Source organism: Waterburya sp. (assembly GCF_058530065.1).
In genome coordinates, this window is the sequence record NZ_JBZNBU010000085.1 from 1 (window position 1) to 3,905 (window position 3,905).

Sequence of the window (3,905 nt, forward strand, 5' to 3'; positions counted from 1 at the left end):
GAAGCACCATAATTTTTAAAATAACAGCCCCGCACCCAATTAGAATTCATCTGTTTGGCATCGCCAATCAAAGCTACTGTAGCAGCAGGCCCAATAGGAGTATTATTAGGCAGGCGTTTTTGCAGGGGAAAATGTTGCGTTCCTTCCCACGCTATATAACCAATTCCTCCTCCCAAAAAGATTTTACTGCCAATTCCCACGAGATTCAGTTCTGGGTCGTTCAGCAAAGGAGAAATAGCTCCAGGATTGGAGTAGACAGCATTACCCAACCTGGGTTGCAAAGGTCCTAAATAAGTATATAAAGTGCGATCGCCACCATTCACCCCAACGATAAAATTTTGGTAGAGATTGCGGGGATTGAATAAATAAAATTGATTGATACTATCTTTGGTAATGGTATTTTCCCATAACGCTCTAGGATAGCAGTCGGTTTTTTGTCCGATCGCTTTGATGGGAATCGATTTTCCTGCAATCAAGTCTTCAATTACATGACCGCCTCCTCTTTCCCAACTAACTCCTTCTCGCAGATCGGGGTCGGTTTCATTGAGATTGTAGTCGGCTGTAGCAGTAGCCCCTAAATATAAATCTACCGCGCCAAAACCCCCATAGGCAGGAATGCCATCCAACCAACATTGACGAATTTTGATCGGCGGATCGGTATGTCCTAAGTTAATTATTGCTCCTGAAGATTCCATTGGCTCAAAAGTGCCAGTGGTAATCACATCTACTTGTTGAAATACTTTATCGATGCCTAATTCTAAGATCTTAGCTTTGGTTTCAGCGATCGTCCAAGCAACTACTTCACCCTTGTCTATCTTGTCATTAATCTCATCAATCGTTCTTTTCATTTAACATTGAACATTAAACATTTATCATCAATCTTTAGTCCCCCTGTCTCCCTGTCCCCCTGTCTCCCTGTCCCCCTGTCCCCCTGTCTCCCTATCTCCACTCCTGCGATCGCCTACAAAGGAATATTGCCAATTATCCAAGACATCTTTAATGATTACTTCTTTAAACCAAATTTGACCGACAACAGTTAAAGGTAAAGAAAGTAACAAACCCAGAAAACCGAAGAAAGTTGCAAAAAATAGTTGAGAGAGAAGGGTAACGGCGGGTAAAAGAGATACTTGCTGCGCCATGACTATCGGAGTCAAAACATTACTCTCTAACTGTTGAATTATTATATATAAAATTAAGACAGCGATCGATTTCCAAGGAGCTTCAATCAAAGCGATCGCCATCGGCGAAAGTACGCTGAGGGTAGGACCAATATTGGGAATAAAAGTCATTACTCCCGCCAACATCGCCTGAGACAATGCTAAAGGAATACCTAAAATTAGCAAACAAACAAAACTTAAAACGGCAATGACTACCATGTTAAACAGAATGCCCACCAGCCAACCTTCTAAACCTTCCGTGCATAAGTCCAGAATCTCATCTACTCTCCGTCGATAAAAGGCAGGAAAAAGACGGATAAATCCTTTGCGATAGGGTTCTGGGTCTGCTAGTAACATCAGGGTAATTGCCAGTAATAAGAGAATACCCAGCAACACTCCCAAGGAACTGTAAAAGACAGTCAATCCTCCTCCTAAAAACTGCTGAATTAGGGGTTGTATTTGTCTGTTTAATTCATCTGTATCGGGCAGAAAATTGATGATTCTGGGGTCTAATTGCTCCGATAGTATATCTAACCAAGTGTCTAGTTTTTCAATTCCCTGGGGTACAAGTCTGCCTAAAGCTTGAAACTGATCGATAAAAGGCGGAACTACAACCCAGATACAACCAACTGCAATGACAATCAAACAGACTGCGGATAAAATCACGGCATGAATCCGTTTCATTCCTCGTTTTTGAAAGCTTTTAACCAGAATATTGAGAGAAGTAGCCAAAACTATTCCAGTAAAAAGCAACAACAATAGTTGTTTGATTTGCCATAAAACATAAAGAGAAATAAAAAAGACAACCAGACCGATCCAAGTACCAAAATTCAACGTTGCAAGCTCCTTGTAGGAGAATCATAGATAAAGCTTGGTTTATAGGGTAACCTGCATTTTCTCTAAATAAGGTTTTATTTTATTAAACTTTTTGCTTGAGATATTGCCAGCCTAAAATAAAGCCAATAATTAAAGAAGGCATTAAGACAATAGTTAAGGCGATCGCATTGGTTGGTTGAAGGGGTAGATATCGACCGCCATATTTGATTGCCACAGACAGTATTGCAGAGATGATTAATATTTTGGTGATAAATCCTAGCTGCATATTCATAATTATTTTTTATCTGCTTGCTTCAATTCTTTATACATTTGGTATATTTCGGGCAATCTCTTATACATGACAAACAATCTACGATAAAGTTTGCTAGGAATATGGGGCATTCCCGAAACCATTTCTCCTGGAGAGACATTGCCAGTAATACCAGTTTGTCCCGTGGCGATCGCTCGATCTCCAACTGTAACTTGATTTGCCACTCCTACTTGACCCCCTAACATGACTCCATTACCAATAATTGCCCCTCCTGCCAATCCTACCTGAGAAGCCATAGCGCAGTTACTGCCGATTTTGCAGCCATGACCGATTTGGACGAGGTTATCGATTTTAGTATTGCTGCCAATTCTAGTTTCTCCTACCGCAGGGCGATCGACCGCACTATTGCAGCCAATTTCCACTCCTTCTTCTAAAACCACACAGCCCGATTGTTCCATTTTGTACCAACCCGTTGCAGTGGGGACAAAACCAAATCCTTCTGCACCAATGGCAGCACCACTATGAATTACACAACCAGAACCAATTTGAGTACGTTCGTGAATGGTACAGTTAGCGTGGAGAATGGTATCGTTCTTAATAGTTACCTGGGGATAGATAACCACATTGGGATGAATTGTAACGCGATCGCCGATTGTTACTTCTTCCCCAATCACCACATTCGCTCCAATATATACGTCTTTGCCGATTTTAGTATCTTCGGGAATAACCGCACTAGAATGGATGCTGGGAGAAGGCTGAAAAGGTTTATAAAACAGAGAAATTGCTTGGGCAAACAACAATCTCGGTTGGGGGGTAGCGATCCAAGCAATATTTCTCGCAGTGGCTTGAGACTGTAAAGATTCATCGGTAGGTAAAATTAGCGCGCTGGCTTCTGTGGTGGCGATTTGCGCGGTAAATTTGCCCCCTTCGATATAACTTAGGCTGCCCAATGTAGCTGTATCGATCGCTGCAACTCCAGTAATTTCGGGATTTAGCTCGGGATTGCGCTGAAGACTGTTGTTTTTAGCAGCTTTATCCAGTAGAGTGACAATTTCTTGAAACTGCATGATTTTATTGAGAGATAAACATTAACTCAAACCCCATTTATTGTGACATAATCATTCTTTTTTTATGGTAATTATTAATAGTTATGTAACTGGAAAATTATTATCAAATCTCACAAATAAAAGATTACTGTATAATGTGGAGTTGAGCTAAAAATAACAATTTGGCGATCGAGAAGTTGCTAGGAAATCATTTAAAATAACGATTTAACAGATCGAAATACAAATAAATTCTATTAACTAAAAACAGCACAGTATGACAGAGCTAGCAATTAGCCAAGCTATAAAAATTGTCGATCGCATTTTAGAACCAAATCGTCTCAATACCGTGGAAGAACTAGTACTGAGAGAATGTTGGTCTGGGAAAACCTATCAAGAAATTGCTGTCGATTCTGGTTATGACTCCGATTATATTCGAGTTGTTGGCTCTCGGCTTTGGCAAAATCTCTCCAATGCCTTTCAAGAAAAGGTCACCAAAAATAATTTTCGGGCAGTGATCAGACAACAAGCCAGAAAAGGCAAATTTGCTTTTTTATCTTTAGAGTTGCCCGACGGACAAGTGGCAGCAGGTTCTGAATTTTATATCGAACGTCCTCC

Annotated in this window: 5 protein-coding genes; 1 reads left to right on the forward strand and 4 read right to left on the reverse strand. The window is 40.6% G+C overall.

From position 1 onward, the window contains the following. From AC33VI_RS05705 to lpxD, 4 genes are all read right to left on the reverse strand, one after another. On the reverse strand, positions 1-848 hold an 848-nt coding region (locus tag AC33VI_RS05705), incomplete at its 3' end, for a homocysteine biosynthesis protein (protein ID WP_491781301.1). 27 nt (positions 849-875) lie between these two features. Next, positions 876-1,991, reverse strand: coding sequence for an AI-2E family transporter (locus AC33VI_RS05710; RefSeq protein ID WP_491781302.1), 1,116 nt, complete (start codon positions 1,989-1,991; stop codon positions 876-878). A gap of 85 nt (positions 1,992-2,076) precedes the next feature. Next, complete coding sequence (locus AC33VI_RS05715; protein WP_491781303.1) at positions 2,077-2,265, reverse strand: hypothetical protein; 189 nt, start codon at positions 2,263-2,265, stop codon at positions 2,077-2,079. A gap of 2 nt (positions 2,266-2,267) precedes the next feature. Next, a complete protein-coding gene (gene lpxD / locus AC33VI_RS05720) occupies positions 2,268-3,311 on the reverse strand; it encodes a UDP-3-O-(3-hydroxymyristoyl)glucosamine N-acyltransferase (protein ID WP_491781304.1) in 1,044 nt (347 codons plus the stop codon). 253 nt (positions 3,312-3,564) lie between these two features. Here lpxD and AC33VI_RS05725 point away from each other — a divergent pair. Then, on the forward strand, positions 3,565-3,905 hold a 341-nt coding region (locus AC33VI_RS05725), incomplete at its 3' end, for a helix-turn-helix domain-containing protein (protein ID WP_491781305.1).

Coding starts and splice junctions, on each gene's coding strand:
- AC33VI_RS05715 (WP_491781303.1), bottom strand. CDS start 2,265: ATGAATATGCAGCTAGGATTTATCACCAAAATATTAATCATCTCTGCA.
- lpxD (WP_491781304.1), bottom strand. CDS start 3,311: ATGCAGTTTCAAGAAATTGTCACTCTACTGGATAAAGCTGCTAAAAAC.